At 71.0% G+C, this 26,298-nt stretch carries 22 protein-coding genes; 18 read left to right on the top strand and 4 right to left on the bottom strand.

The features are described from left to right. Positions 1-11: 11 nt before the first annotated feature. A complete protein-coding gene (locus ACIGXW_RS05345) occupies positions 12-830 on the top strand; it encodes a class I SAM-dependent methyltransferase (RefSeq protein ID WP_399570019.1) in 819 nt (272 codons plus the stop codon). A gap of 33 nt (positions 831-863) precedes the next feature. Here ACIGXW_RS05345 and ACIGXW_RS05340 read toward each other — a convergent pair whose 3' ends face one another. Beyond that, a complete protein-coding gene (locus ACIGXW_RS05340) occupies positions 864-1,439 on the bottom strand; it encodes a hypothetical protein (protein ID WP_399570017.1) in 576 nt (191 codons plus the stop codon). 219 nt (positions 1,440-1,658) lie between these two features. Then, the gene (locus ACIGXW_RS05335) at positions 1,659-2,657 is read right to left on the bottom strand and encodes a phospholipase (protein ID WP_399570014.1); all 999 of its coding nucleotides are present in this window, start codon (positions 2,655-2,657) and stop codon (positions 1,659-1,661) included. Between the two features lie 218 nt (positions 2,658-2,875). Between ACIGXW_RS05335 and ACIGXW_RS05330 the strand changes: the two genes are divergently transcribed. From ACIGXW_RS05330 to ACIGXW_RS05305, 6 genes are all read left to right on the top strand, one after another. Continuing rightward, positions 2,876-3,412: a hypothetical protein gene (locus ACIGXW_RS05330; protein ID WP_399570011.1), complete on the top strand. Its 537-nt coding sequence runs from the start codon at positions 2,876-2,878 to the stop codon at positions 3,410-3,412. Positions 3,413-3,586: 174 nt separating this feature from the next. Next, entirely contained in the window at positions 3,587-4,264 is a 678-nt protein-coding gene (locus ACIGXW_RS05325) for a DUF6585 family protein (protein WP_399570009.1), read from the top strand. A 72-nt stretch (positions 4,265-4,336) separates the two neighbouring features. Further along, on the top strand, positions 4,337-4,789 hold the full coding sequence (locus ACIGXW_RS05320) for a GNAT family N-acetyltransferase (RefSeq protein ID WP_399570006.1): 453 nt from the start codon (positions 4,337-4,339) through the stop codon (positions 4,787-4,789). Positions 4,790-4,953: 164 nt separating this feature from the next. Then, positions 4,954-6,360 carry a hypothetical protein gene (locus ACIGXW_RS05315; protein ID WP_399570004.1) on the top strand — a complete coding sequence of 469 codons (1,407 nt, stop codon included), beginning with the start codon at positions 4,954-4,956 and terminating at the stop codon, positions 6,358-6,360. 78 nt (positions 6,361-6,438) lie between these two features. After that, the gene (locus ACIGXW_RS05310) at positions 6,439-7,707 is read left to right on the top strand and encodes an AAA family ATPase (protein ID WP_399570001.1); all 1,269 of its coding nucleotides are present in this window, start codon (positions 6,439-6,441) and stop codon (positions 7,705-7,707) included. After that, a complete protein-coding gene (locus ACIGXW_RS05305; protein ID WP_399569999.1) occupies positions 7,704-9,047 on the top strand; it encodes a VWA-like domain-containing protein in 1,344 nt (447 codons plus the stop codon). The genes ACIGXW_RS05310 and ACIGXW_RS05305 overlap by 4 nt, the downstream gene beginning before the upstream one ends. Positions 9,048-9,096: 49 nt before the next feature. Here ACIGXW_RS05305 and ACIGXW_RS05300 read toward each other — a convergent pair whose 3' ends face one another. After that, a complete protein-coding gene (locus ACIGXW_RS05300) occupies positions 9,097-10,752 on the bottom strand; it encodes a DUF4157 domain-containing protein (RefSeq protein ID WP_399569996.1) in 1,656 nt (551 codons plus the stop codon). A gap of 628 nt (positions 10,753-11,380) precedes the next feature. Between ACIGXW_RS05300 and ACIGXW_RS05295 the strand changes: the two genes are divergently transcribed. Further along, the gene (locus ACIGXW_RS05295) at positions 11,381-12,736 is read left to right on the top strand and encodes a PE-PGRS family protein (protein ID WP_399569994.1); all 1,356 of its coding nucleotides are present in this window, start codon (positions 11,381-11,383) and stop codon (positions 12,734-12,736) included. A 21-nt stretch (positions 12,737-12,757) separates the two neighbouring features. On the opposite strand, the gene ACIGXW_RS05290 is transcribed toward ACIGXW_RS05295, so the two are convergent. Continuing rightward, a complete protein-coding gene (locus ACIGXW_RS05290; RefSeq protein WP_399569992.1) occupies positions 12,758-14,254 on the bottom strand; it encodes a hypothetical protein in 1,497 nt (498 codons plus the stop codon). 506 nt (positions 14,255-14,760) lie between these two features. On the opposite strand from ACIGXW_RS05290, the gene ACIGXW_RS05285 reads away from it, so the two are divergent. The 10 genes from ACIGXW_RS05285 (at position 14,761) to ACIGXW_RS05240 (ending at position 26,283) form a co-directional block, all read left to right on the top strand. Then, positions 14,761-16,197, top strand: coding sequence for a hypothetical protein (locus ACIGXW_RS05285; protein ID WP_399569989.1), 1,437 nt, complete (start codon positions 14,761-14,763; stop codon positions 16,195-16,197). Positions 16,198-16,248: 51 nt separating this feature from the next. After that, a complete protein-coding gene (locus tag ACIGXW_RS05280) occupies positions 16,249-17,793 on the top strand; it encodes a hypothetical protein (RefSeq protein WP_399569987.1) in 1,545 nt (514 codons plus the stop codon). A gap of 107 nt (positions 17,794-17,900) precedes the next feature. Next, complete coding sequence (locus ACIGXW_RS05275) at positions 17,901-18,296, top strand: hypothetical protein (protein WP_030365488.1); 396 nt, start codon at positions 17,901-17,903, stop codon at positions 18,294-18,296. Then, the gene (locus ACIGXW_RS05270) at positions 18,293-18,451 is read left to right on the top strand and encodes a DUF6760 family protein (protein ID WP_177338616.1); all 159 of its coding nucleotides are present in this window, start codon (positions 18,293-18,295) and stop codon (positions 18,449-18,451) included. The genes ACIGXW_RS05275 and ACIGXW_RS05270 overlap by 4 nt, the downstream gene beginning before the upstream one ends. 1,826 nt (positions 18,452-20,277) lie before the next feature. Beyond that, positions 20,278-20,604: a hypothetical protein gene (locus ACIGXW_RS05265; protein WP_399569985.1), complete on the top strand. Its 327-nt coding sequence runs from the start codon at positions 20,278-20,280 to the stop codon at positions 20,602-20,604. Positions 20,605-20,672: 68 nt separating this feature from the next. After that, positions 20,673-21,104: a phage tail protein gene (locus tag ACIGXW_RS05260; RefSeq protein ID WP_071967110.1), complete on the top strand. Its 432-nt coding sequence runs from the start codon at positions 20,673-20,675 to the stop codon at positions 21,102-21,104. Between the two features lie 50 nt (positions 21,105-21,154). After that, positions 21,155-21,877, top strand: a complete 723-nt coding sequence (locus tag ACIGXW_RS05255) for a LysM peptidoglycan-binding domain-containing protein (RefSeq protein ID WP_071967109.1) — start codon at positions 21,155-21,157, stop codon at positions 21,875-21,877. Then, on the top strand, positions 21,874-23,670 hold the full coding sequence (locus tag ACIGXW_RS05250) for a VgrG-related protein (RefSeq protein WP_399569982.1): 1,797 nt from the start codon (positions 21,874-21,876) through the stop codon (positions 23,668-23,670). Before ACIGXW_RS05255 ends, ACIGXW_RS05250 begins: the two co-directional genes overlap by 4 nt. A 23-nt stretch (positions 23,671-23,693) precedes the next feature. Next, positions 23,694-24,095, top strand: coding sequence for a GPW/gp25 family protein (locus ACIGXW_RS05245; RefSeq protein WP_086570433.1), 402 nt, complete (start codon positions 23,694-23,696; stop codon positions 24,093-24,095). 37 nt (positions 24,096-24,132) lie between these two features. Beyond that, positions 24,133-26,283, top strand: coding sequence for a hypothetical protein (locus ACIGXW_RS05240; RefSeq protein ID WP_399569980.1), 2,151 nt, complete (start codon positions 24,133-24,135; stop codon positions 26,281-26,283). The last annotated feature ends 15 nt before the right edge of the window (positions 26,284-26,298 follow it).

The raw sequence follows: 26,298 nt of genomic DNA, 5'->3' as shown, positions 1-26,298 counted from the left end.
AGAACAAGGCCATGACCAGCCAGCCGACCTACGTCCTGCGGCACTCGGACCACGAGGCCCGCCGCTTGGCCACCCAGGCCGTCTTCTACGCCGAGCACACCGACCGGCTCCTGGAGATGGCCGGGATCACCGCGGGGATGGACGTCCTGGACGCCGGGTGCGGCGCGGGCGACGTGTCGATCCAGCTGGCGCGCATCGTCGGGCCGACCGGTTCAGTGGTCGGCGTGGACGCCGACGCGAGCGTGCTCGACTCGGCCCGGCGGCGCGCGGCGGAGCTGAACCTCGGCAACGTCACCTTCCGGCAGGCCACCCTCCCGGACATCACCCTCGACCGGCCGGTCGACGCCGTCGTCGGACGGCTGATCCTGATGCACCTGCCCGACCCGGTCGGCATGATCAGGGCCCTGTCCACGCTGGTCCGCCCGGGTGGCGTGATCACCTTCCAGGACTTCAACACCACCAGGATCCGGTCCGTGCCCGCACTGCCGCTGCTGACGAGGTGCATCGCGGTGGTCAACGACTGCCTACGTGCCGCGGGCCGCACCCTGGACACCGGCGAGCGGTTGTACTCCCTGTTCCGGGAGGCCGGGCTGGCAGGTCCCGAGCTCGCCGTGATGGTGCCCACGCCGGCGGACAAGGAATCGGCCGTGGTCATGCTGGGACAGACGCTGCTCACCGCGCTCCCGTTCGCCGAGGAGTCCGGCGTGGTCACGCCGGGCGACTTCGACCCGGACACGCTGATCGACCAGCTCCGCGAGGAACTGCGGGACACCCCGTGCGCGGTCTACCTGGCCGAACTGGTCGGTGCGTGGACCCGTTTGCCTGGCTGATCCGCGCTCGATGAGGAGAGCGGCCGGACAGTGTCAGCCCCGGGACTCTCCGAGGGTCTGGTCGGCCGTCGCGAAGCGGTGCTCCGTAGGCTTCAGCACGTCGTAGAGGTAGCCGAAGTACTCCGTTTCCGCCGTGCCAGTGAGCACCGCCAGCAGGAAGGCCAAGCACCCCGTGGCGTGGTGCTCCCACAGTGGTCCGCGCCCCTCGTTGTAGAGCACGGTCCACTCGTCGGGCTGCTGACCGGGTCGCACCAGCCAGTACAGGAAGGCCCCCGTACCCTCCTCGAATGCCCACGGCAGGACCCGCGCGCCCGCCTCCAGCAGGCCGGCGGGCTTCTTCTCGCCCATCTCCCACAGGTCGGCCAGGATCTCGTCCCGTTCCGTCGTCTGCTCGTGCAGGTCGCAGTCGTTGTAGGCGGAGTCGGGGACGAGCAGCCAGATCGTGTCGTCGAAGATGCCGTCGCCGTATGTCTCGACGAGCTGCTTGTAGTCGGCGGGCAGAGCCGCGCCCAGAGCCCGCTCGGCCTGCGCCCAGTCCACCGCGGGCGGCGGTTCGGCGGGCGGCGGGCAAAGGCGGACGAGGGCATCGAGGGCATCCAGGGCGATCATGGAATGGACGCTACTGGAACCCCCACCGGTGCCCGTGGGTGGGTCGGCAGGGTGCGCTGCCAGCTGGTGCAGTATGAACGGATTCAGGAGGGGTGGCCACAGCAGGCCCCCAGCACTGGACGTTGCCTCCCACGGAAAGCCGTCGGCCGGGATCCCGGCCGACGGTCTGAGGAGGCCCATGGGGCGCAGGGCGGTACGGCCCCGGCCCGAGGCTGTGCGCTACCTGAACAGGCGGTCACCGCTGGTGGCCATGCGGTGGGTGCCGCTGTGGCGGTTCACCCAGTCGCGGATGAGGTTGATGGCGTTGGCGCACTGCCAGCCGTTGTCGTACTCGTGCTCTCCGGTGAAGTTGCCGTAACCCGCGATGATGCCGTCCACACGTGCGTCGCCCAGCAGTTTGTCGACGTACCACGGGTCGTTGTAGGTGGTCGTCCAGGACAGCGTGGCCGCGAGCTGTCCGGCGGCACGGTCCCCGGCGCCCTTCTTCAGTTCCGCGCACGTGTAGTAGGTGGCTTCCGTGCAGTTGCCGAATCCGTTGGGGATATTGCCGTCGCCGTAGTCCATCACCCGGTGACCAGTGGGGAATCCGGAACCGGACCGGTTGAAGGCGTCGCGGACCTTGTCGCGGCTCCCGGTCGTGGTGATGCCTTCCAGCGGGCCGAGCGTGCCTTCCAGGCTCTTCCAGCCCCTGCCGCCGACATCCGGGTTGCTGCCGCCGTGGTACTCGTAGAAACCGTAGAGCACCTGGATCCCGGCAGCCGTCAGCCGCTGCGCCTTGTCGTGCAGTCCGGCAACGCTGCACGCACGGTTCGGCTGTTCTCCGCAGTAGTTCGGGTCCTTGATGTCCAGCCAGACCAGCGACAGCCGGCGTCCGGCTTTGGCGTTGGAGAGAATGCGGTCGATCACGCTGTCGAAGCTGGGGCCCCGCCGGTTGTCACCGGCCGAGGAACAGTCGTGATAGGCGCGCCATTCGTTCGGGTTCCACCAGGCACAGACGTCGACCTCGATGGCGTTGGCGCCGTGGTTGAGCGCGGCATCCACGCCCTCCAGGGTGTCGACTCGGTGCGCTATGGCGTAGATCGCGTGACGCTGATCGGCTGCTGCCGCCGGGGTCGTACTGAGCGTTGTGGCACCGATGATCCCGCACAGTGCCGCCATCAACGCCAGTAACCTCCGCGGGCCGGCGGCATGTCGAAGGTGAGTGGTCAAGGAAGACACTCCTTCATGTCGGTGTACTTCGGCGTACTGAAGCGGACTCCGATCTCACCAACTGCACGTTGACATGTGAAAAATGGGAGATAAACGAGATTCGGGCCATGAACCGCCAGCTCCCCGGGGAACCCTCCCCGATGCGCGTGGCCTGGGGAGTGTCTCCTTGAGGCCCACAGCCGACAACCAATGTTTACGCGACGTCAATCGTTAACTAGAGTTGTCGCATGCTCTCATCTGAGATCACTCCCGAAGAACAGGCAGAGCTCGACAAGGCTCTCCATGACGCCCTCAACCCGCTCGCCTCGGCTTTGCGCTCCCGAGCGACAGGGCTGCCCCAAGACCGCATGTGGGAGGCGGACCCCGTCGAGGTGACACTGTCCGTTCTGGCCGCGTGGAAGGTGATGGATGCGGAGGTCAAACGGCTGACGGCTATCGCGGCATGCACAGCCGGGTCCTACGGCGCGAGCTATGAACAGATGGGCGCCGTGTGGGGAATCACCCGGCAGGGCGCCCGCAAGAAGTGGCCCGATGCCGTCAGCCGCCCAGCGACCACAGCAGCGCGGACGAGCAGCCCACTCGAACTGTGCGGCGGAAAGGCCGAACTGATGCAAGAGCCATCGTCCGGCGGCTGGCGGTGGCACGGAATGGGCGCGGACGGAACGCACGGGGAGGCCGACGCCGGCACCTCGTACGCGACGAAGGAGGAGGCCGCGGCCCATGCGGGGGCCTTCCTGAAGGAGCACGCCGTCATCCGGGCCTGAGGCCTGCCACCGCCGCCCGCGAACCGGATCCGCCGGCATCAACGGCTCGATCCAGCCCCACATCGCATCTCTGGTCACCGACCGGGCAGACACCTCCGATCAACTGCTCGGCCCATCAAGAGACACGCCTTAGATTGCGTCGTATCTGGCGGACATCTCACTACGAGGGCACACATGGCTGATCGCGAACCGATACCCGCACCTGACGGCCGTGTGGCGGCTCTGGCGGAGCAGGCACGGCTGGGACGCTGGCGGATGGGGGCCGGGGACAGGAAGGGGCTCATGGGCAAGCGGTGGGGCGAAGCGCGGCTCCACCTCTACGAAGAAGGCCTGGTCGTCACCGACCCCGGCGGCGGGGAGTGGGTGTACCGCTGGGAGACGACCAGCGTGTACCAGCACCTGGCCACCCTCAACGGCGCGATCCAGGACGCCACGTACATGCTGGTCGGCCCGGACGGGGCCGCGCTGTCGGTCGGGCGCGGCGGCAACGGCAGCTTCAAGCGCGAGCTCCCCGGCCTGGGAGTGACCTCGCACACGCGCGGCCCCTTCATCGTGTACGAGGGCCAGTGGGGCCCGGAGATCCAGAAGGGTGTGCTGCGCACCCAGGGGAACGTCGCGCTCGAACGGCTGCAGCGAGGTGAGACGTTGACGTATGGCTCTGTCTCCTTCGACCGGAACAGCGTGTCGGTCAAGGGGAAGTCCGTGAGCTGGACGGAGGTCGCCGCTACCCAGGTCCTGCATGGAAGCCTGTACTTCAACAACGCCCGCAATCGCGGTGTGCTGTCCTGCGCCGTCCCCAAGGTCGCGAACCTGTATCTGCTCCTCGCGCTGGCGGATCGACTGAAGGGCTGACGCAGCGCTCAGGACAGGCGGTATTGCATGGGGTTTACCCGTCCGCAACAGGTTCTCGGCAGACTCCGCAGCATGAAGATCGAACAGGTCCCGTGGGAGGACCCGGACGCCACCGCGCTGCGTGAACGACAGCGAGCTGAGATCGCTGCTGCATACGGGACCCCGGACAGCGAGCCCGGGCAAGCGCCGTCGGCAGCGGACATCGCGGCGTTCTTCGTGGCTCGCGAGGACGACGGCACCGCCGTGGGATGCGGAGGACTTCGCGACCTCGGCGCAGGGGTCGGCGAGGTCAAGCGCATGTACGTGTCCCCGGCCTGGCGTGGTTCAGGCGTCGCCACGCGCATCCTTTGCACGCTGGAGGACTGGGCGCGCGAGCAGGGGTGGGCAAGCCTTCGGCTGGAGACAGGGGACCGCCAGCCCGATGCCGTGCGCTTCTACACGCGCTCCGGCTATGGGCGGATCCCGAACTTCGGCGCCTACGCCGACGTGGAGAATTCCTTGTGCTTCGAACGGACGCTGCTCTAGAGCTGGAACCGAAGACGGCTCGCCGGTGCCGCGTGGTCAGGCCGCCGTCGTGCCGCTCCGGCGAAAACACCTGGTGGGATCGCGGCGCGGGGCGCTATGATCACCGCGATGATCACTCCTTCTGGTAACAGAATGGGGGCCCCGTCCGCGCAAGGTGAGTGCTGATGCTCACTCAGATCGCGACAGGGGATCCCCGCCTTTCCTTCTGGCTGCGCGTGCGCGAGTTCGCCGTGCCGCCGTCCATGGTCGAGACTGCGACCGCCCGCCGCCACACCGGCGACTGGGCGGGGGCGTGTGCCGCCGCAGCCATCGACGTCGACCTCGACCTCCGTTCCGTGGCACGTAGCCATGGCCGGGAACTCGCGGCCCGAGTCCGGGCCGATCTCCGCCATCTGGCGCCCGACCTGCTGCGCTGGCACATGCCGAGAATCGCTCCCGACGGGCTGCTACGCCCCGGACTGACCATCGCGCTGGCCACGTACGACGTCGCGGAGCGTGACGGCGCGAGTCCTGTGCACCTCGTGGTCCGGACGCCGCCTGCCTGGGCGGACGCCGGCCAGCGGATCAGCCTCGCGCTGTGGGACGGTTCGCACGCCGAGCCGGCCGCACGCCATCACCCGCATCCCCACCCCGACCGGCGGTTCCGCCTCGACCTGCACCGCCACCTGTGGGACGCGCGCAGGACGGATGAACTGCGGGTACGGGCCGGGGCCGGCGAACCACCAGGTGACGGTAGGCCGGTGCTGGAGTCCGGGGCCGTGCCCCATGGTTACCGCTGTGCCGCTGACCGGTGGGCAACCGAGGCGGGGATTCTGCTCCACGCCGAGGGGAAATCCGCCGGTGCCGTGACCGTACGGCTCGGATCCCGGCACCGGCTGGTCCTGCACCTGACCACGGCCGGGGACGGGCCCGGCACCGCACCACCCGTACCGCGGATCGCGGCGGCGGGCACGGCCGGCGACGTGTCCGCGCTGCCCGTCCTACCCGACGCGGCGACCTGGGTGCTGCCCGACCTGGAGCTGCTCCGCACCGGCGCGATCGACGTCGACCGGCTGCATCCGCTGGTCGCCTCGGCGCTGGCACCAGGCCATTCATCGGCCGGTCCGCCCCGCACTCCTGACGGGCCCGGACAGCCGCGCCTCGTGGAGTGCCGGGGAGCCCGGCACCGGATCGGCCTGGTCGACGGGGTACTGGTCCCGCTGGACCACGACCCGGCCGAGATCCGCCGGGAGGAGTTGCTGGTCGCCCTGACCGGCACCCCGCTTCCCTGCCTGCGGGCGATCGACGAGGCGCACCGCCGTCCGGACTGCCTCGCCGGCGTCCGCGAGCGCCTGGATCACGGAGACACGGCCGGTGCGCTGGCCGTCGTCGAAGGCCTGCTGGGCCCCGACGCGCTGCTGCGCGCCGGGGCTCTGCGGGACGAACTCGAGACGGCCGCGCTGCGGCGGATCACGTACGGGCTGTACCGGGCGGGTCTGATCGGACCTGGGCCCGGGCCCGGGCCCGGCCGCGTCTGCGCTGAAGGCCGTCGTCGCCGTTCCCGCGGCCGCCGCTCGCACACCTCTCACTGACTCGTCACCGACGCGGGGCCTCCCCCCTGCCCTCACTCGCCCTCATTCGGCTCACCACGAACCCATAGGTGATCAAACATGCCCACTTGCGCCCCATTCGCTGCCCCCGACGCCCCCGACGCCCCCGCCTCCCAACTCGACGTCGCCGGCGAGCTACTCGCCCTGCTCCGCGACGCGACCACCGAGCCACGCCCCGACAACCAACTGGAGGCCCTGACCCTGGCCGTGGCCGCCGACCTGCCCGTCCTCCTCTGGGGTGAGCCCGGGATCGGCAAGACCGCGGCCCTGACGCAGCTCGCCGAGTCCCTGGAGCTTCCGCTGACCACGGTGATCGCCAGCGTCCACGAACCGTCCGACTTCTCGGGCCTGCCCGTCATCGGGGACGATCCCGCCGAGCAGGGCGTGCCAATGGCCCCGCCGGACTGGGCGGTGCGCCTGGTACGGGCGGGCCGGGGGCTGTTGTTCCTCGACGAGCTGTCCACCGCGCCGCCGGCCGTGCAGGCCGCCCTGCTCCGGCTCGTACTCGAGCGGCGGATCGGTGCCCTACGACTGCCGCCCGACGTCCGGATCGTGGCCGCCGCCAATCCGCGCGGCTCGGCCGCCGACGGCTGGGAGCTGAGCCCGCCGCTGGCCAACCGGTTCGTCCACCTCCAGTGGACGCACGAACACGAGGTCGTCGTACGCGGCCTCGGCGGGACCTGGCCCCGGGCGACGCTGCCGCGGCTCGCCCCGGAGAAGCTGCCGGAGGCCGTGGACTTCGCCCGCCGAGCGGTGTGCGGGCTCCTCGCCGCCCGCCCCAAGCTCGTGCACCAACTGCCCAGCAGCGAGACGCGCCGGGGCGGTGCCTGGCCGTCGCCCCGCAGCTGGGAGATGGCTCTGTGCCTGATCGCCTTCGCGACCGCGGCCGGTTCCTCCCGGGAGGTACTGTCCTTGCTGGTCAGGGGCACAGTGGGAGACGGTCCCGGGCTGGAGCTGCTGGCGAGCCTGGACCGGTTGGACCTGCCGGACCCCGAGGTGCTGCTGGCCGACCCGGCTGGTGCCGTTCTGCCCGAGCGGGGCGATCTGCGTCAGGCCGTTCTCGACGGTGTGGTGGAGGCGGTCCGCAGCCGTCCGGAGAAGGCACGCTGGGACGCGGCGTGGGAGCTGCTGGTCCGGGCGGTGCGGACCGGGGCCCCGGACCTGGTGGTCGTCCCCGCGACCACCCTCGCCACGCTGCGGCGCGAGGACTGGGATGTCCCGGCCACGATCGAGGGGCTCGCGGGAGCGGTGGCCCTGTCCCGGCGGGCGGACCGCGCGGCGGAGCAGGCGACGGCCCGGGCAGCGGCCGCCGCGAAGGTGCGGCGATGACGCGGGACGCGCAGCGGGCGACGGGGGCGACGGGGGCGACGGGGGCGACGGGCGTACCCAAGCCGCAGGCCGCACCCCAGCCGTGGGCCGTACCGAACGCACCAGGCGCACCACAAGCACTCGACCTCGACAAGCTCTTCGCTGCCCGGCTGCACGCCGCCCGGGTCCGGCCCTACCTGGCGACGGCCCTGTTCGCCCTGCACACCGTCGAGTCACGGCGGGTACCGACGATGGCCGTGGACCGGTACTGGCGGTGCTACGTCTCCCCCGTGTTCGTCGACCGGACGCCGGTGGAGGAACTGGCCGGGGTGTGGGTGCACGAGGTGTCGCACCTGCTGCGCGACCATCACGGGCGCAGTGACCGCGTCGCGCGCGAGCGCGGGCTGACCGGCCCGGGCGAGCGGCTGCGGATGAACATCGCCGCGGACTGCGAGATCAACGACGACGTGTTCGGCGACGGGCTGATCAGACCCGAAGGCGCCGTCGATCCGGCGTCGTTGGGGCTGCCCGAAGGGGAGCTCATGGAGGACTACCTGCGCCAGTTCCGCCTCGAGCCGCGCATGGGGGACGCGGCCTGGCTGGACTGCGGCAGCGGCGCCGACGGAGTGGAACGGGAGTGGGAGCTGGGGCCGGACGGCGCGCACGGCCTCAGCGAGCAGGAACGGGACGCGGTGCGGTTCCGGGTGGCGCAAGGCATCACCGGCCGCCCGGGGAACGCCCCGGAGGGGTGGCGGCGGTGGGCGGAGGAGGCGTTCCATCCGCCGCAGCCGTGGCGGGAGTTGCTGGGGGCAGCGGTCCGCTCGGCGGTCTCCGGCTCCGGTGCGGGCGAGGACTACACCTACGGCCGGCCGTCGCGGCGCTCCGCCGGGGTGCCCGGCGCCGTCCTGCCGAGCCTGCGGCGCAGGCCGCCCCGGGTGTCCGTGGTCATCGACACCTCCGGCTCGGTCAGCGACGCCGAACTGGGCAGCGCGCTCCTGGAGGTCGCCGCGATCTCCCGTGCCGTGGGAGGCCGTCGCGACCTGATCTCCGTGGTGCCGTGCGACGCGGCGGCCCGGATCGCGCACCCGCTGTGCCGCGCCGAGGGGATACCGCTGGTGGGCGGCGGAGGAACGGATCTGCGGGCGGGCTTCTCGAGGGCGCTCAAGGCCGGGCCTCGGCCGGATGTCGTCGTGGTCCTGACGGACGGGCAGACGCCCTGGCCGGCGACGCGACCACCGTGCCGGACGGTGGTGGGCCTGTTCCCCCGGCACCGGGTGAGATCGTCCTGGAACGAGGACGACCCTGACTACGAGCCGGACGCGCCGCCGGCGTGGGCGCGGGTGGTCGACATCGGCTCCTAGAAGGCGCCCTGCCCGTTCGACCAGAGGGGCGGGGTCCGCGAGCAATGGTTCAGTAGCCGGACAGTTCCTTGTAGGCGCGGGTGAAGGCGTACAGCAGCCTGTTCCTGCTCCGGACTGCCATCTTCACCACCTGGTCATCGAGGCCCGCCAGCTTCTGGTTCTTGCTGATCCTGCCCTTGAGGCCCTTCGTGTCGATGGGGGTGTCGGCGGTCGGTTCCATGGCGGCCAGTTCCCCGAGCACTTTCAGGTCGGTCACTTTCTCGTAGACGAGTTCGGCCAGGGCCAGCTTCACGTCAGGGTTCAGTCCGTACGCCGTGGCGACGCGGTCCTGCCACTCCTGCTTCCTGGCATGGCTTTGTGCGAGGTCGAAGAGCTTTTTGAGCGTGTCCTCGGTGACGGCCTGGCCCTTGCTGTGTCCCCCGACGTTCGTGCCGACCCGGTCCATGTCGGTGGAGACCGCGTACCGGGAGTCGAAGCCCTCTTTCACGTTGTCACGCTTGGAGCGCAGCGAGTTCACCAGCTGCTCGCCCTCCAGCTTGCCGGTCCCGAAGGAGATACCGTCCTCCAGCTGGTCCATGTCCCAGTCCGTCTTCACCTTCACGAAGGTGTTCGGCTCGGGGTAGTAGACGGAGCGCGGATTCACCTCGGCCATGGCGTTCCGGACGGCGAGGTCCACCTGATTGGCGTGCCAGATCAGGATGCCTTCGTCGGTGTGCTTGGTGTCCTCGGAGGCCGTGTAGCCGCCGCTGAACAGGTCCTTCTCCCCGGTTTCCAGGACCTTGGCGGCTGCCGAGAACAGCGGTCCCTCTTTGGTGTTGAAGGACTGGGTGTCGGAGTCACCGGTGTGCAGATAGACGTGGTCACTGCCGCGATCCATCAGTCCCCGGACCAGTTCCCTCACCACGGGGTGGCGCAGGATCTGGTCCCTGATCTCGCCGTAGGGAATGGTGGCCTGGTTGATGTTCGCGGTGGACGAGACCCTGTGGTCGGCCCAGGTGAATCCGACGACCTCGACCCGGTACCGCTTGTTGTCCCAGCGGCTCGTGAAGTCGTTGATCTTGTTCTTGAGCAAGGTCTCCTCGGCCGCCGCGTTCTGCCCCTGCTGGAGCCAGGAGTTCACCCCGATCACCAGGGCGAAGCGGTCCACGGGTGCCGTCTGCCCGGTGAATCCCGTGTTGTACTTGTCGGCGATCGCGAAAAGGTCCAGGTTGCCGCTGAGCACGGCCGGCACGAGCGCGACCGTCCCCACGCCTCCATGTTCGGCTTCGCCCTGTCCGAAGGCGCCGGCCTTCGCGGATGCGTTGAGGGGGGTGATCTGCCCCGCCCGTTGTACGGCCAGCGGCCCCGCCGTCGATGCGGATCGCGGCGCTGAGCGCTCCACCGCCCGTTGGACCGAGCCTGCCGGGGTGGGGCCGAGGCTCATGGCGCGGGTGGCGTTGACCTCGGCCGCGCGTTCGAAGCGGTCGGACGGGTCGCTGACCTTCAGGCCCGTCCCATTATCGCTGCCGGCGACGGGGCCTTGGCGTTGTTGGATGACGTGGGTGAGTTCATGGGCGAGGGTGTGTTTGTCGCTGCCGCCGTCGCCGATGACGATGTGGTTGCCGTTGGTGTAAGCGCGAGCGCCGACTTCGGCTGCGGAGGCCTTCGCGGCGGCGTCGGTGTGGATCCGGACGTCGGAGAAGTCCGCGCCGAGACGGGCCTCCATGTCAGTACGGATGGCATCGTCCAAAGGCCGCCCGCCGGCGCGCAGAACGTCGTGGACGGCAGAACGCCGGACCTGGTGGCCGCAGCCGGCACCGTGCTGGTGCTGCTCTTGGGCCCAGGGGTGCCCGGCCTGGCGGAGCATCTGTACAACGGCGGCGTTTCCGGCCGTACTTTGAAGAGCGAGGAGACGAGGGGCCCGGGTGCGTATCTCGGCCTCAGGCTTGCGGGCGGAGGTTCGCCCGCTCGTGGTGCGGGCCGAGGAAATCTTGTCGTGGTCGCGCAACGAGGGCCTCTTCCCGCATCTGGTCGGCGACTACCTCATGCAGTCCTACTGGATGGCGACCGAGAAGGTCAACCACTGGTGGCCTGCCATCGCGCATGGGCCTTTCACGACGTGGCCGCACCCTGGGAACGCCCTCCGTCTCCGGGTAAATTAGACCTTTTGGCGGGGGCTTCATCAACCGCGGAGGAGCGGGCGGATGCGCTCGTACAGGGGGCAGCACCTCGACGAAAGCCATCGAACGGGTTCAGCGACTCTCACCGGCTCCGCTCACCGGACCGTCACCAGGCCATCGACACCGCCGGCCGCCGGCTTGGCCGGTCTGCAGACCGCAGTCGGCAACCGAGCCGTGGCTCTGGTCGTCGAGCAACGCGCCGCGAGGCTTCGCCTCGGCGAACAGCTCACCGGACGGGACGGCGGTACCCGCCAGACCGGCACCAGCCATGTCAGGGACGCTCTGACCCGGCGGCTCACCGAGGGTCCGGTGTTCAGCGCCGACGAGCTCCGGAACATCCAGATCCTCTCCCGGTCCCCGGAGTGGCTCGACGACGTCGGCATCGGCCGCCACGAGGACGCCGAGAAGTACACCGAGAAGGGTGACTACCGCGGCTGGCTGCGGTTGGAGCCCGGTCAGCGCCTGCTCATCGCCACCTTGGAGTGGACGAGGCGCCGGCCGGAAGAGGGCCGGCCCACGCCCACCAGCCCCGCGTACACCCTGGGCCGCCACCTGGCCCTGCGCGGCGGCGGCCTGTCCGACGACGAGCGCAGGAGCGCCGAAGAAGAACGCGACCGGCAGATCCACGGGGCCTTCGTCGACATGCTGGATCCCCGCGCCGCCCCCGTCACGGACGACCCGGACGCGTGGCGGAAGGACGCACGGGCCCGGACCATCCTGACCCGCGTGTTCCTGATCCTGCAGAACGGCCTGAAGGTGTACAAGGAGGGCGCGGATCACATCGACTTCCGGGAAGGAGACGTCGCCCGCGCGCTGGCCCACGGCGGACGGGTCAACATCCGGATCCCGCAGCTGGAGGTCAGGGATTCCGCCTTCGCGCTCACCGACTGGCTCGGGCTGACCCGCGACGGTGGGCATGATGTGAACCCCGCGGAGCGACGCGCCTTCGGCACCCACCACATGAAGATCGGTGAGAACAAGGGCGGTGTCGCGGGGAAGTTCGAGGAGCAGGGCGGCACGTTCGCATCCCTGAAGAACGTGGTGCAGCCCGGCAGGAAGTTCGAGCGGGTACGGCTCTACGGCCTGGACCTGGCCGCCGGTGGCCTGGGCAGCCGCGACTTCAACGGCGACGTGGTCCTCCCGGACGGCGGGCACGGCCACATGTTCCTCGGTTTCACCCCGCCGCGCCGCAACCGCGACGGTGCCCTGCAGGTGGGAATCGAGACCACGTCACCGGGTGGCCCCAGCCCGGTCGGGTACCAGCACACGTGGCGCTCCACCGAGGCCACCGCCAACCCGGAGTCCAGCTTCTACGGGCACAAGAAGGACAAGATCGGCGAGGGGAAGCTGGCGGTGAACCAGCGCTACGTCAACCTCGGCGAGTTCCGGACCCCTACGGGCGGCGGCTGGATGCGGTTCCTCGAGGAGCTGAAGCACGGCTGGGCACAACGGCTGGCCGCGGCCGAGACCGATCCCGTCGCACGGCGTGCGCTCTACTCGGAGCTGACCGGCCGCCGCCGGGACGAATGACAGCCGACCGAGGTCTTGTCCTCAGCCGGGCTCGTGCAGCCCGCGGGTGGCGTCGACGTTGCGCTTCATGATCTCGCCGGCGAGGCGATCGACGATCCTGCCGTGGAGCGGATCGAACTCCGCCAGGACCAGCTCAGGCAGCGTGCCCAGGTCCCGGTGGCCGTCGGCCTTGATGGAAAGCCTGATCCTGTCCGGGAACAGGGTCCCGCCGGGGGTGACTTCGAACCGGGCCCAGAAGTGCCGGGCGTCCGTTCTGGCCCACTTGGCGATCATGTCCTCGTAAGGGATCATCGCGGAGTTGGTGACGTAGGTGCCGGCCACCAGGTTGGTCGCGTCGGTCGACCCACCGATCTGCGCACCCTGCACGTGCAGCCATTCCCAGTTCTGCCCCAGATCGTACGGGGCGCTCAGGAAGCGTTTGGCGTAGGCCACCACGCCCAGAGCGTTCCAAGCGTTCATCGCGCTGTCCTGGCCGGCTCCGCGGTCCACGGCGGTCAGCTCCGTGCCCGGCACCCAGCCGGTGTCCGAGCGGGGGGCGGGCAGCCGGGCGTACTCGCTGTGCAGTGCGCGCTGCGTTTCCCCGTCCATGCCGGGATCGAAGAACTCGGCGTCGCCGAACCGTCGGTTGGCGATGCGAATGCGGTGCGCGGCGGAACGGACCGTGCCGGCCGTGGAGACGTACATGAGCCGCGTGCGGTCTCCCGGGAAGCGGCCTTCGTACTCGAAGAAGTTGGCACCGTTGTCCTTGTTTCCGCAAAGCGCGTGCCGTTGTTCGTACTGGCGCTCGCCGAGACGCTCGTATCGCACGCCGTCGAAATGCCGGGCCGTGTCCTCGTCGATGCCGAGCACGTGCAGGGCCTGGTCGTCGGACAGGTCCAGGCCGTACAGATACCCTTCCGCCCGCGGTACACGCGAGCCGCCCGAGGTGTTCCAGATTTGCGGACCGTGCCTGATGATCGCGGCGACGAGGCCGGGCGTGGCGCGGCCCAGGGCTTCTTCGTCGACAGGACTGGTGGTCTTGGCGACGCTGTCGTAGTGGAAGAGGCCGCCGAGCTCGTGCCAGAGGCGGCGCCATTCGGGGGCCTTCTCCCGGTAGGCGCCCTTGATGAGATCGTCGAGGGCGCTCGACCGGACGTCGCCGGCGAAGCCGATGGCGCCAAGTGCGGCCGTCAGCCTGTCGACGCCGCCGTACTCCGCGAAGAGCAGCCTGCCGTCGGACTTCTTCACGAAGGCGTACTCGGCGCCCGGGTTGTGCGAGTCCTGGTAGATCCGCTCGTCGTAGTTCGCCAGGTGCATCGCGCGCTGCACGACCGGAGTGCTCGCGGGCGGTGCGGGCGGTGCGGGCACTGTGCCGAAAGGCCGCTGATCCGTCGCTCCCACCGACGCGCTCATGAGCGGACGGCCGCCGCTGCGCAGCACCTCGGGCACGGCGGACTGCTCGTCGCGGGACGCGCCGCCCGCTTGCAGCATCTTGAGGACCGCGCCGTTTCCGGCTGCCCGCTGGAGGGCCAGCAGCAACGAGGCTCTTCCCGGGAGCACCACGGCCGACGCGGGCCCGGCCTGTACGGACCGGGGCGGTTTCCGTGCCGGGCGCTGCGACCGATCCGATATTGGATCCCGAGTGCGCATGCTCCTCCTCAAGGCGAGACCACCACACCGTGGCCCGTGACGTTGAGCAGCGTCAAGGACGGGCCATCTCACGCCCGTAAGGTCGTTTCTCGCCACCGGGCTGATTTTCCCGTTCGCGGAAACGGTTCTTGAAGGAATTCCGGCCACGCCACTCGGTCATATCAGTGGCGTGTCGGCCCTCTTGACATTCAGTCAGGCTGCTTCGGCGGTAAGGCGGCTCACCCGGAATGACCTACACCGGATACCTCTGTTTGCAGCTGAAATGTCACTCAGAACCCGGTACCGGATCCGCACCGTCCGGAAGCCCGGGGCCTCACCCCCATGGTGGCCGGTTCGCCCGGGTGCGGCGGCGAGTGCTGGCGGCATACTCTCGACCGGTCGGACGTCGTCCCCGCGTGAATCATCGTTTGCTGCGCCATTCCGGGGGCTCATTGTCGCGCGCCCCCGTGATGTTTCACGCGTCAAACAAAAAGCTGGAGGGGATCGTTGTGCCGGATATCGCCAGCATCCAGGAAGTTCCCATCGGAAATGGAACTACGGCCTCGACACCGCATTCGGTGGCAGTCGGCAACTTCGGATACGTGTGGGTGACCACCAGCAACAAGAGGGTGTTCCGTGTCCATCCGGGCCGAGACGGGGTCCCCGGGGCCCAGACGGCGATCGGCCATGCCGGCATCCCCGAGCTCACCGCGGGCGTCATGAAGGACCCGGGACCGGATCAGCAGAGGATCTGGTTCGCGGCTCCGGTACGCCAGGACCCCATCGTCTCCATGGAGACCGTGGGGTCCTTCCCGACCCATATCTTCCCTCTGGAGGACAACGCCAAGGCGGAGAGCATCAAGCTCAGGACGACCAACACCGGCACCGTAGACAAGCCGAACCACACGTACAGCCTCCTGTTCGCCGAGCCTGAGAACAAATACATCGGGATCATCGCCATTCCCTCCGTGGACGGGCAGATCAACCGGCTGCCCGTCGCCCAAGACACCTGGCTGTGGGATGTGGCCGTCACCACGGCCCCGGACGGCAAGACACACACCTACTGGGCCACCGGCCAGAAGCGGACCAGCACTCCCGTCAGGTCGGAGAACGGCCTGTACCGCCGCCTCCCCGGGCAAATGGCCTGGGAGCGGGTCGAGGTGCTCCGAGCGCCGGAGCACAAGCCCGGCTACATCATCGCGGACACCGAAGCGGTGTGGCTGACCACGAAGAACCCGAACATGGTGATCCGCATCTCTCTCAGCGAGATGGAGGTCAAGAGCCAGGAGCTGGGTACCGCGGCTCCGGAGCAGCTGGCATTCGGCAAAGAGGGCCAGGTGTGGGTGGCCTCCAGTGAAGGCCTGCACGAATTCGACGCCCACCTGTCGGGTCCGGGTCCAGTGGAGCCCCTACCGCACGGCGGCGGGGCGAAGGGGCTCTGTGTCGGCAGGAACGGAGAGCTCTGGTACACGAATCCCACGCGGAAGACCCTGGGCTGCTACGTCCCTCTTCCGCCCCCGTTCGGCGCGGCCACGCTCAGCGGCCGGACCCAGGTGGTGTCGCACGGGGCCACCCAGGTCCAGATGAAGGATGTCGTCGAGCGCCCGCTGGTCGCGGAGTACGTGGCCAACGGCAGGCCGATTCCGGGTATTCCGCTGACCTGCCGCGTCCAAGCACAGGGAGCGAGGTTCGACGACGGAGCCCAGGAACGCGTGTTGCTCACCGATCAGCGTGGCCAGGTCGTTCTCCCCGACGTGGTCGCCGGGGACGTCGAGGAAACGGCGGTACTGAGTGTCGGGCTCGGCTCCAGTGAGCCGCACGCCGCCACCACGCTGGAGATCACCCCGGCCTAGCGCGACGCAGCACCTCATCCGGCCCTTTCACCCGTACGGAGGGAGCACCGCATGCCGTCCGCAGCGCCGCCAGCCGGCGACACCGGCAAGTACCCCATCAACGCCGCCGCCGTCGATCTGACGTGGAACGGCGACGACCAGAACGTCTGGTTCGTGACCGCCGAAGGCATCGTCGGCCTCTTCGAACCCCGCAGCCCGTGGAGCAGCAGTCTCTTCACCCCGGGCTCGGGTGTCACCGGCAGCGCGTCCTCCATCGTCGCCTGGCCGGGCCACGGCGTGTGGACCTTCATCACCGGGCAGGAGGACGGCGCCTTCGTCAACTGCGGTCTCAACGGCCTCTACCGGACGTACCCGCTGAGCGGCCGGACGGAATGCCGGTCCCTGGCCCTCGCGCAGGGCCCCGGTGGACACGCGTGCATGGTCGCGGCGCTGACCGACTGGAAGATGCTCGCCTTCGTCACGCCCGGGGGCGCCATCTCCTACTCACGGGGGTACCCAGCGGGCCTGTACGCGGTCGCGGCCGCGCAACAGGACCCGGCACTCCTGTGGATCAGCTCCCCGGGCGGCAGGTCGCTGGCCACCTATGACGTGCGTACCGGTGAGTTCTCCCAGCCGATCAGCATCGGCGCGGAGGCCCGGGACATCGCCGTCACGCCGACGGGCGACGCGGTGTGGGCGGCCACTCCCGACAACGTGCTCTTCAAGTACACCGTCCAGGGCGGCATGGTGCATCGCGTCGAGACCCAGTTCCCGGCCCACCGCCTGACCGCGACGGCGGACGGGACACTGTGGTTCGCCGGTACGGAGGGCAACGCCATCGGGTATGTCCTTCCGGGGCAGACCAGGGCGGCCACGATTCCCATGGGCGAAGGCAGCCGGCCTTCGGGGGTCACGGTCTCCGGGGACGGTCAGCTGTGGGTCGCCCTGTCCGGGGAGAAGGCCCTGCAGCGGGTGTCCCGGTACCGGCTCGCCGTGGAGTCGGGGGACGGGCAGTCGGCCGTGGCCGGCCAGCGCTTCGCCGAACCCCTCGTGGTCAAGGCCACGCAGCTCGACGGCACGCCGGTCGGAGGGCAGAAGATCGAGTTCCGTGTGGAGGCCGGGTCGGCGGTCTTCGAGAACGGCGAGCCTGTCGAGATCAGGCACACCGAGGCCGATGGGGTGGCGCCCAGCTCGCTGCTCAAGGCGCTCGAGGAAGGCCCCTGCGTCGTCAGCGCACGCTGGACGGAGACCGAGGCCGTCGCCTCCTTCTCCCGGCTGACCGTCACCCCGCCGGTAGGTGCCGCGCACCACGTCCGCTATGTCTCGGGTGCCGGGCAGACCGTATCCCCGGGGAAGTCCTTCGACGAACCGATGAAGGTCATCGTGGAGGACGAGAACGGTATCCCCGTGCCGGGCGCCGAGGTCACCTTCAAGATCCGTGACGAGGGAGCGGCGACCTTCCCCGGCGGAGTGGACACGGCCAAGGTGACCAGCGAGGCCGACGGTTCGGCCATGTCTCCTGTCCTGACGGCCGGTGACAAGGCCGATGTGTTCGCCGTACGGGTCTGGGTGGCGAAGACCCCGGTGAGTCTGCTGCTCGACCAGAACATCCAGTGACGGCCGCGCACTGACAGGCCTGCCCGGATCCCGCCCCGGGGCGGGATCCGGGCTCCGGCGGCCATGTGCCCCATCTCTCGGTACAGACGGAGGAACGCGCCCCCACCATGCCCGATAACGATTCACCGCTGCGCACCGAGTACGACTTCGAACTCCCCCACGGCTATGTGGACGCCGCGGGCACCGTGCACCGCCAGGGCGCCATGCGGCTCGCCACGGCCCGCGACGAGTTGTCTCCCCTGATCGACCAGCGGGTCCGGGAGAACCCCGCCTATCTGGGGGTCGTCCTCCTCAGCCTCGTCATCACGCGGCTGGGGACCGTGAGCGACATCCACGCGGGCGTGGTGGAGCAGCTCTTCGCCAGGGATCTCGCCTATCTCCAGGACCTCTACCGGCGCATCAACGGCCTGGACTCCGGCCACGGCGCCGTCGCCTGTCCCTCCTGCGGGACCAGCTTCGCCCTGCCCGGACCGGCCTCGGGCGGCCGCCTGGGGGAAGCATGACGCACCCGGAGCGCCGGCTCCGTGAGGAGAGCGCCTACATCGCCTACCACTTCCACTGGGCGTACGAGGACATCCTCACCCTGCCGCACGCGGAGCGGCGCGCGTGGGTGCGTGAGATCGCGCGGATCAACTCCTCCATCAGTGAGGGGCGGTGAGCGTGGTAGGCATGGTGAAGCGGTTGAACCCTTTGAGCCCTTTCAAGCCGGGACGGTGGCGGCGGGGGCGGCGTACGGAGCCGGCACCCGCCCCAGCCTCGCCGGCGGCGGGGGCTCCGCCCGGGCCTCCGCCGCGTGCGGACTGGCGCGTGGTCGCGCCCGTCGGGTTGTTACGGACGCCGGTGCCGCTCCCCTGTGGGCTCGTCGGTTTCCGGCAGGACCTCGCTGCCTGGCGCCCGGCGCCGCTCGTCACGGCCGACGGCCGGCTGCTGCCGCGTGGGGTGCCGTTGGCGCTGGCGCCGGCCGACCGTGGCGCTCCACTGATCGGGGTGGCGGCGGTGGCGGAAGGGCCGCCGGTCGCCGGGGTGCTGTCGCGGTCCGAGGTGTCGGGGGTGGGCTCTTCCCCGGCCCCGACCCCGTCCCTTCCCGAAACCGGGGGCTTCGCCCCCGTTCCCCCGGCGGCCGCGAGGCACGTCGCCCGACGGCCCGACGAGTACGAGGTGGGCACCCAGTACGAGGGCGGGGTCGTTGGGGACCCTCGCCTGCCCTCGCAGGGAAGCAGTGCGGACCGGCGAGCCCGGAGCGAGCCCGACGACCGGCCCGCCGCCTCGGAGAGTGCGGGACGTCCCGAGCCCGGCGCGCCCGGGCCCGCCGGCGACCCAGGGCGTCGCCGGGGCCGACGGGCCCGGGGCGAACCCCACGAAGCCGGTGCCTCGGGGAGCCCGGGGCGCGGCCGACGCAAGGCCGCCCGACGGCCAGGCCGTCCTGTGAGCCCTGGGCGCGACGCGGACGGTGGGGTCCGGAGCGAGCCGTTCGTCACCGGCCCCCGGGACGGTTCGGTACGCGCCGCGGACCCGCGAGGCCCGGGCGAGGTCTCCGTGCCCGGGCCGCTCAGGCACCCGGGGCGCGACCGGAACGACCTCGGCCGCCACCAAGCTCATAGCGTGGGCTCACTCGGAGAGCCGGGACGCAACGGGGACCGAGGTGAACCGGGCGGGACTTCCGGCTCCGATCTGCCATGGAGCCTTGGGCACCGTCACGGCCCGTCGTCCCGGGACGGAAGCGGAGCGGACGGCCCCGGTCCGGCAGCAAGGGGCCCGGAACAGCACCGCGCCCGACCGGGCCCAGGCGAAGTACCCGACACCCCATGGGCCCCTGGGCACCTCCAGGACCAACCGAACCGGGGCGGCACCGGCAATCCCCGCCCACCAGAGGCCCTGGGACACCGCCTGGACCGACCGGGCCAAGGCGAGCCCCCCGGTCTCCGTCTTCCTTGGAGCCGCAGGCACCGCCAGTACCGATCCGACCAGGACCCGGCCGACGGCGGCGGCGCATCAAGGGGCCCGTGGTGCCATCAGGGCCGGCCCAGCCAGGATGAAGCCCCCAGCTCTGGCCCTCCTCGGAACCCCGAGCACCGCCGGCGCCAACCGGACCGAGCCGCATCAGACGACCCCAACCCGTCAAAAGACCTGGGACACCACCAAGGCCGACCGGTACACGGCGACATCCCCGATCCCGGCTTCCCGAGAAGTCCCGGCCACGCCGAGCCTCAGGGCGGCCACAGCGAGGGCCGGGCGACGCCTCCGCGAGGTGCCGGCAGCCCCCCGGGCCGGCAGGACCACGGCGCGTTCCCCATCGCGGCGCCACTGGGAATCCCGGAGCATCTCAGCGGCCGACAGACCCCCGGCGAACCGCCCGGGCCCCACCCCGGTTCGGGGAAGGGGCGGGATGGAGACGTCCTCCCCACCGCCGGCGCCCTCCCCCCGACCGGCCCCCGGCACCGACTCGGCGTCGGGGAGCCACTCCCCCACGTACCCGGCACCGCCATGCCGTTCGTCACCCCGCCCCTCGCCGGGAGCGGACGGCCGCCCGGCGCAGCGGCCGGCGAACCGTCCACCGCCGCCCCCTCGTTCACCGTCACCCCGGCCACCACCCCGGCCCCGCAGACCGCGCGAAACCCGGCCCCACCGGACACCGCGGCCATCGCCCGGGAGGTCGTCCGGCGGCACGCCGGGCTCCTGGCCGAGGCCGTGGTTCCGGCCCTCGGGTTCTCTCGGCGGACGCGCCGGGCGGCGACGCGGTGGCAGTCGCAGTCGCCGCCGGCTCGACCGCCGGCGGAAGACAGCCCCTGGGGTACCTACCCACCCCGCTGACGCCCCGCAGACGCCCCACGCGTCACCCCGAAGCAGCCGCACCGCCCGACCCCACGGAGTGCTCGCACATGCCGGACCAGCCCTTCGCCGTCAGTTCCCACTTCCAGCTCTCCATAGGCATGCACGCCCTCGGCTCCTTCACGTCCTGTGACGGGCTCGGCTGCGCCATGGACGTCGAGGAGCGTGTCGAGGGCGGGACGAACGGGCACGTGTGGCAGCTGCCGACGCGGCTGCGCTACACGAACGTCGTACTCAGCAGGCCGCTGACGCAGGAGACCGTGCTCGTCTGGGCCTGGATGCGGGCGCAGGTGATCGAACCGATGCGGCTGCCGGGGCAGCTCGTCGCCCTCGGCCCGGACCGGCAGCCGCTGGTGCGGTGGCTCCTCGACGGTGTGCTGCCGGTGCGCTGGAGCGGGCCGACGTTCGACGTGGACCAGTCGCAGCCGGCCCGGGAGACCTTGGAGATCACCCACAACGGATTCCTGGGCATCACCGTCTGACCCGTCCGAACGTCCGCCGTCCGCCCCGTCCGAACCGTCGAGAGGACCACATGCTGTCCGAGCTCCTGGGAGGCGCGCCGGTACGGGCCGCCCTCGTGATCTACGACCCGCCGACGGGAACCGGCAACGCCCCGGGACCGGAACGCGGCCGTGTCCGCTTCCACTTCAACCCCGAGCGGGTCCAGGTCGGCAAGCGGGCCCGATGGGACCGCAGCCCCGCGCCCTCCAGCGAGGAGGCGCCACGCGCACAGTTCGTGGGGGCCCAGCCGCGCACCATGACGCTGGAGGTGTTCCTCGACGCGGGCGACTTCCGCTCCAGCGTGCAGGACCAGGTGGAGAAGCTGCTCGGCTGCTGCGCCCCGACCGCGCGGAGCGCCACGGCGAAGCCCGCGTCGGCGCCCTGGGTGCGGCTGGAGTGGGGGCGTTCGCGCACGACCGCGTTCCTCGCGCTGGTGACGCAGGTCGACGCGGCGTACACCCGGTTCGGGCACGACGGGACACCGCTGCGCGCCACCTGCACCGTCTCCCTGGAGGAGGTGGGCGGCTCGACGCCCCGGCAGAACCCGACGTCGGGTGCCGACGGGCCGGTGGACACCCACCTCGTGGTGGCGGGCGACACCCTGGCCGGACTGGCGTGGCAGGCATACGGCGACCCCACGAGGTGGCGGGCGATCGCCGAGGCCAACGGCGTCGACGATCCGGCCCGGGTGCCCGTGGGCACGGTGTTGGTCCTGCCGGTCCTGGAGGAACGCCCCGCAGGAGGTGCAGGGTGACGGAGAGGCTCTACGCGGCGGAACCGGTCATCGCCTTCGGCTCCCCGCTGCAGGAGCTGTGGGCGGAACGGCTGGTGGAGACCTCCGTGGACACGTCGGTGGGGCTGCCGGCCCGCGCGACCTTACGGTTCCGCGATCCCGGGCACCGCCTCCTGGCGGCGGCGCGGATCGCCGTCGGGGCGCCGCTGACCGTAGCGGTGGCCGCCGCACGCGGCCGCACCCGGGTGGTGATCTTCGACGGCGAGGTCACGGCGCTGAAGACCGAGGTGGACGCCGACGGGACGTTCACGACCGTACGGGCCACGGACCGGGGGCACCGGCTGACGCGGGGGCGGCGGGTGGCCGCCTACGTCGACACCACGGTGGCCGAGGTAGCCCGGCAGGCCGCCTCCCGGCACGGGCTGACGACGGGCCGGATCGACGCCGAGCGCACCCGCGTCCCGCACGTGGCCCAGCCCAACCTGACCGACTGGGAGTTGCTGAACCATCTCGCCGACCAGCGCGGCCTGCGCCTGACGGTCGACGGGAGCACCCTCCACATGCTCCGCCCGGCCGCCGCCGACGCGGCGCCCGCGCCCGGCACGGGGGCGGACCGGAGCCCGTTCGTCCTGGAACACGGGGTGAACCTGCTGGCGCTGCGCGCCGCCGTGTCCTGCGAGGACCAGGTCGCCGAGGTGGAGGTCCGTGGCTGGGATCCCGACGGCAAAGCCGCGCTGTCCGCGAAGGCCGGTGCGGGCGACAGCGAACGGCTGCGCCTGGGCGTCACGCCCGCGCGGCTCGGCAAGGCCTTCCCCGGGCCGGCGCCGGAACTGCTCGTGGGCGGCCGGGCCCACACCACCGCCCCGCAGGTGGACGCGGCGGCCCGCGCGGTCGCGGCGGAGTCGGCGGCCGCGATGGCCACGCTGGCCGCCGAGGTCGCGGGCGCCCCCGAGCTGCGGGCGGGCGTGCCGGTGACCCTGGCCGGAGTGGGTGAGCCGTTCACCGGCAAGTACACCGTCACCTCCTGCTGTCACGTCTTCGACGGGGACCAGGGTTACCGGACCCTGGTCCGGGTGGGCCCGCTTCCCCCGCCCGTCGTGCCCTACCCGCCGCCGCTGTGCGCGCTGGGCGTCGCGGTGGGCATCGTCACGGACATCAAGGAACCGGGGAAGGGCCAGCGCGGTGCCGTACGGCTGCGTCTGCCGTGGCTCTCCCAGGACTATGTGACGGACTGGGTCCGTACCGTCCAGTGGGGCGGGGCCGGTGGCGGCGGCGTCTTCGCTCCGGAGGCCGGGGACGAGGTCCTGGTCGGCTTCGAGCACGGGCGGCTGGACCGGCCGTACGTTCTCGGCGGGCTCTACAACGGCCTCGACGCCCCCACCGACCACGGCCTGCCGCTGGTCGACGCCGGTACGGGCCGGGCCAACAGGAGTTCCCTGGCGTCCCGTTCGGGCGATCGCCTCGAGCTGCTCAGCGCGGCTGACGGCCCTCAGGGCGTCCGGCTTCTGAGCGGCGACGGCAAGCTCGTCACCCACCTCGACCGGAAGGACACCACCATCGCCTTCGCGGCGGGGGAAGGGGAGAAGACCGTACGGGTCTCGCTCGACGGCCGCGGCGACGGCACCCTGACCATCGACGCGGGCGAGACGGGCACCCTGATCCTCAAGGCCGGCACGGTGACCGTCACCGCGGCCGGAAGCGGCGGCGGGCAGCTGACGCTGGAGGGCGCCACCGTCACGGTGAAGAGCGGCGGCGAGCTCAAGCTCGAAGGGCAGCGGACCACCATCACCGGCAACACCGTCGACATCAACTGACCCGGCACGGACGGGAGACGACCGTGGACATCATCGGCGCGGGGTGGGCGTTCCCCGCCGTCATCACCGGCACCGGCCGCGTGGGCCTGGCGACCGGCAGCGACGACGTGGAGCAGGCCGTGCGGATCATCCTGTCCACCGCGCCGGGCGAGCGGCCGATGCGGCCGGAGTTCGGCTGCGGCATCCATGGCCTCGTCTTCGACTCGCTCGACGCCACGACCGTCGCCCGCGCCGATGTGGAGGTGCGCCGGGCCCTCGACCGGTGGGAGCCGCGCATCGAGGTCGACGACCTGCTGTTCAGCACGGACACCGTGGACATCGGCGTGCTCTACATCGACATCCGCTACCGGCTGCGCGCCACCAACGAACCCCGCAACCTCGTCTTCCCCTTCTACACCCTGCCCGGAGACTCCCCGAGTGAGTGACCTCCCCATGGCCGATCCGCCACCCGAGCGATCCGCTTTGTCCGATGCGTCCGACGCGTCCGGCGTTCCCGTTCCCGACCTGGACGACCTGCGCTTCCAGCCGCTCGTGGACGCCGCCAAACGTGCCCTGCCGCAGCGCGCGCCCGAGTGGACCGATCACAACGTCTCCGACCCAGGCGTCACCCTGATCGAAGCGTGCGCCGAGCGGACCGACCAGCTGCTCTACCGCGTCCATCGCATGACGGGCCGTCAGCGCTCTGCCCTGCTGCGCCTCATGGGCATCACGCCGCTCCCCGCCTCCCCCACCCGGATCACCGTCGTGTTCGCACGCACCGACGGTGCGACCGGGCGACGCGAGATCCCTGAGGGCACCGAAGTCAGGACCGAGGGCGAGCAGCCGGTCGTCCTGGCGACCACCGCACCGCTCACTCTCGCCGAGAACCAGTCCACGGGAGTGGTGGAGGCGCTCGAGCAACTCGTTCCGGTCACCGAGGTACTGGGCACGGCCGACGGCCTTCCGGGCGGTCGATTCGCGACGCGCCACCGGCCGTGGCGGTCGGGCGCTCCGGTCGCGGAGCCCGCGTTCGGCCCGCCGCTGACGGTCCGGGTCGGGGGCGTCATCTGGCGGGCGGTGCGTACCTTCGCCGATGCCGGGCCGGACGACCCCGTCCACTGGTGGGACGACGCCTCGTGCGAGGTCGTCCTCAGGCCCCTGGTCCCCGGCGATGGCGAGCCCGAGCAGCACGGGAGCGTGCCAGAGCGAGGCACGAGGGTCAGCGCCGAGTACCACGTCTACCGGGGCCGGAAGGGCGGTCTTCCCCTCGGCACACCGCTGACGGTGGTGTCACAGGCCGGGCTGAGCGCCACCGTCCACGGCGTGCTCGCCCCCGCCGAGGACGAGGAGGACTGGCGGCAGGCGCTGGAACGCGCGGGGCTGGGCCTCGCCCCGCTGCGCCGCGCGGTCACCGCCGCCGACCACGAGCAGCTCATCGGGGAACACGTGGCCGGGTTGGCCCGGGTCCGGGTCACGGCGCTCACCCGGCCCACCGACTCACGCGTGCCCACCGCCCTCACGCAACCGCCGCGCCCGGCCGAGGTCCTCGCCTGCGCCGTCGCCGCCCGGGACCCGCTGCGGGCCGTGCACTACTTCGACGACGGCAAAACCATCACCCCTCTCCCCCTGTCCCTGGGAGGGCCGGGCGAGCCCGACGACGGTGATGCGGTGCCCCGGCCCGTCGCGGACGCCAAGTGCCTCGACGCCGTCATCCGTACCGGCGAGGGCGAGCCCGGACTGTGGTTCTACGGGACCCAGTGCCTCTGGGAGGGTGAGGACGGTGAGGGCGCGTCACCCCAGGACATCAGCAGCATGTTCCCCGGCCTGCCGGACGACTTCTCATCGGAGCTCGACGAGGTCGCCGTCCTCGCCGACCCCGCCTCGGCCGACGCGTACGAACTGTTCTTCTTCAAGGGCGAGACCTTCTACCACCGCGCCTACACCTACACCTCCACGTCCACCGAGCGGCCTTTCATACCGCAGACGGGCAGCCGGGGGGTGCGGTCCCTGATCTCGGAGGCGTTCCCCGGCCTCTCCCCGCAGTGCCAGGTGTCCCCGGACGCCGTGGTCATCATCGGCGGCGTCTTCTTCTTCATGAAGGGAACGAGGACCGAGCCCGCCCTCTGGCGTCGCGAGGACGACCCGCTCCACGTCCTCCTGGTGCCCCTCTTCGAGGGCGACCCGGCGCAGACCCCACCCGGTGACGCGTTCGACGTCCCCCCGGACGTCCTGAACTCGGTGGTGGGCGTCGTCGACGCCTCCCGGCTGCTGGGCGAACGGCTGCGGGTCGGGAAACCCCGCTACCACCGCTTCGGGATCGCGGCGACCGTACGCCCCTGGAGCAGCACGGCGGCGGACAAGGAGCGGACCCGGCGGGCGGCCGAACGGGCCCTGCGCCGATACTTCCACCCCACGGCCGGCGGACCGGACGGGCGGGGCTGGCCGTGGGGTCGGCGCGTCCACACGGGCGACGTCTTCACCGTGCTGGAGGCGGTGCCGGAGGTCCGGGGCACGACCGACGTGAGCCTGTTGGCCGACGACGGCGACGGGGCCGTGCCGTCCGTCGAGGTCTCGGACGGCGGACTGGTTCTCGTGGGCGACACGGTCATCGACGTCGATATCACCGAAGGCTGAGGAAGAGAGAGGACC

This window comes from Streptomyces sp. NPDC053079 (assembly GCF_044546695.1).
Lineage (GTDB): Bacteria > Actinomycetota > Actinomycetes > Streptomycetales > Streptomycetaceae > Streptomyces.
Note: the sequence above shows the minus strand (reverse complement) of the source record. Positions and strands in the feature narration are given on the sequence as shown.